1 protein-coding gene is annotated in these 2,096 nt (G+C 61.5%); it reads left to right on the forward strand.

Annotated features, from left to right (window positions below):
- Positions 1-274: 274 nt before the first annotated feature.
- Positions 275-1,948, forward strand: a complete 1,674-nt coding sequence (gene leuA / locus ACK1U9_RS11820) for a 2-isopropylmalate synthase (protein ID WP_025337875.1) — start codon at positions 275-277, stop codon at positions 1,946-1,948.
- Positions 1,949-2,096 lie beyond the last annotated feature (148 nt).

The raw sequence follows: 2,096 nt of genomic DNA on the forward strand, positions 1-2,096 counted from the left end.
AATAGAGAAGCACTCTGACAATTACAGCGATAAAATCTCGCCTTTCAGCTTTTTTTAAGCATTCCTCTCAATTTTTCCTGAGCGCTTGCCATCCCCCACCTCACTGGTTAGGGTTGAAGGCATGAAAACCTTCAGCACCCTCATCCTGCTCCGACAACATCGCAGCCTCTGCCTGGTCAGCGCCCGACTACCAGGCTGAATCGCGTCGCCTCGCCTTTCATCTCGTTATCGCTCGGCAGGCCCGATCTCGGCCGCACACAAAAGGATTGCTTCCATGACCATGCTCAAAGACCCTTCGAAGAAATACCGCGCTTTCCCGACCATCGACCTGCCTGACCGTACCTGGCCGTCGAAGACCATCACCGCCGCGCCAATCTGGTGCAGCTCCGACCTGCGTGATGGCAACCAGTCGCTGATCGAGCCGATGGATTCGGAGAAGAAACTGCGCTTCTGGAAGACCCTGGTGCAGGTTGGCGTGAAGGAAATCGAAGCCTCGTTCCCGTCCGCTTCGCAGACCGATTTCGACTTCGTGCGCATGCTGATCGAAGACGGCCACATCCCGGATGACACCACCATCCAGGTGCTCACCCAGGCCCGTGAAGACCTCATCGCCCGCACCTTCGAGTCGCTGCGCGGGGCGAAGAAGGCCATCGTCCACCTGTATAACGCCACCAGCCCGTCGTTCCGCCGCATCGTCTTCAACCAGGACAAGCAAGGCGTCAAGGACATCGCGGTGAACGCGGCCAAGCTGTTCGTCAAGTACGCCGCCCAGCAGCCGGAAACCCAGTGGACCTTCCAGTACTCGCCGGAAACCTTCAGCGCCACCGAGCTGGAATTCGCCAAGGAAGTCTGCGACGCGGTCATCGAGGTGTGGAACCCGACCCCCGAGCACAAGATCATCCTCAATCTGCCGGCCACCGTGGAAGTGTCCACCCCGAACATCTACGCCGACCAGATCGAGTGGTTCTGCCGTAATGTCAGCCGTCGCGACAGCGTGATCATCAGCCTGCACTGCCACAACGACCGCGGCACCGGCATTGCCGCCACCGAACTGGGCCTGATGGCCGGCGCCGATCGCGCTGAAGGCTGCCTGTTCGGCAACGGCGAGCGTACCGGTAACGTCGACCTGGTGACCCTGGCACTGAACCTCTACACCCAGGGTATCGACCCGCTGCTGGACTTCTCCGACATCGACGGCGTGCGCAAGGTGGTCGAAGAGTGCAACCAGCTGCCGGTGCACCCACGCCACCCATACGTGGGCGACCTGGTCCACACCGCGTTCTCCGGCTCGCACCAGGACGCCATCCGCAAAGGCTTCGCCAAGCAGCAGGAAGGCGAGCTGTGGGAAGTGCCTTACTTGCCGATCGACCCGGCCGACATCGGCCGCAGCTACGAGGCGGTAATCCGCGTCAACAGCCAGTCGGGCAAAGGCGGCATCACCTACCTGCTCGAGCAGGAATACGGCATCAGCCTGCCGCGCCGCATGCAGATCGAGTTCAGCCAGGTAGTACAGGGTGAAACCGACCGCCTGGGCTTGGAAATGACCGCCCAGCAGATCTACAGCCTGCTGCACAAGGAATACCTCCAGGCCAACGCCCCGTACGCGCTGGTCAGCCACCGCCTGCAGGAAGAGAACGGCCACAGCGCCGTGGAAGTGGAAGTCGCCGGTGAAGGCGAAACCACCCTGCACTGGCGCGGCAAAGGCAACGGCGCTCTGGAGGCGCTGGTGGCCGGCCTGCCGATTGCCGTGGAGATCATGGACTACAACGAGCATGCCATTGGCGCCGGTACCAATGCCAAGGCTGCGGCCTACATCGAACTGCGCGTGGCCGGCGGCCGCCCGGTACATGGTGTGGGTATCGATGAAAACATCACCACGGCCAGCTTCAAGGCACTGTTCAGTGCGCTGAACCGCTCGCTGAGCCTGCAGGAAGCCAAGGCGGCCTGAGCCGTACCGCAATGAATGAGAAAGCCCGCATCGTTTGATGCGGGCTTTTTTGTTGGCCTGTGCCGGCCTCTTCGCGGGTGAACCCGCTCCCACAGGGATCGCGCTGCACTCAGCATCTGTACAGTACCTGTGGGAGCGGGTTCACCCG

The organism is Pseudomonas sp. XP1, from assembly GCF_053557675.1.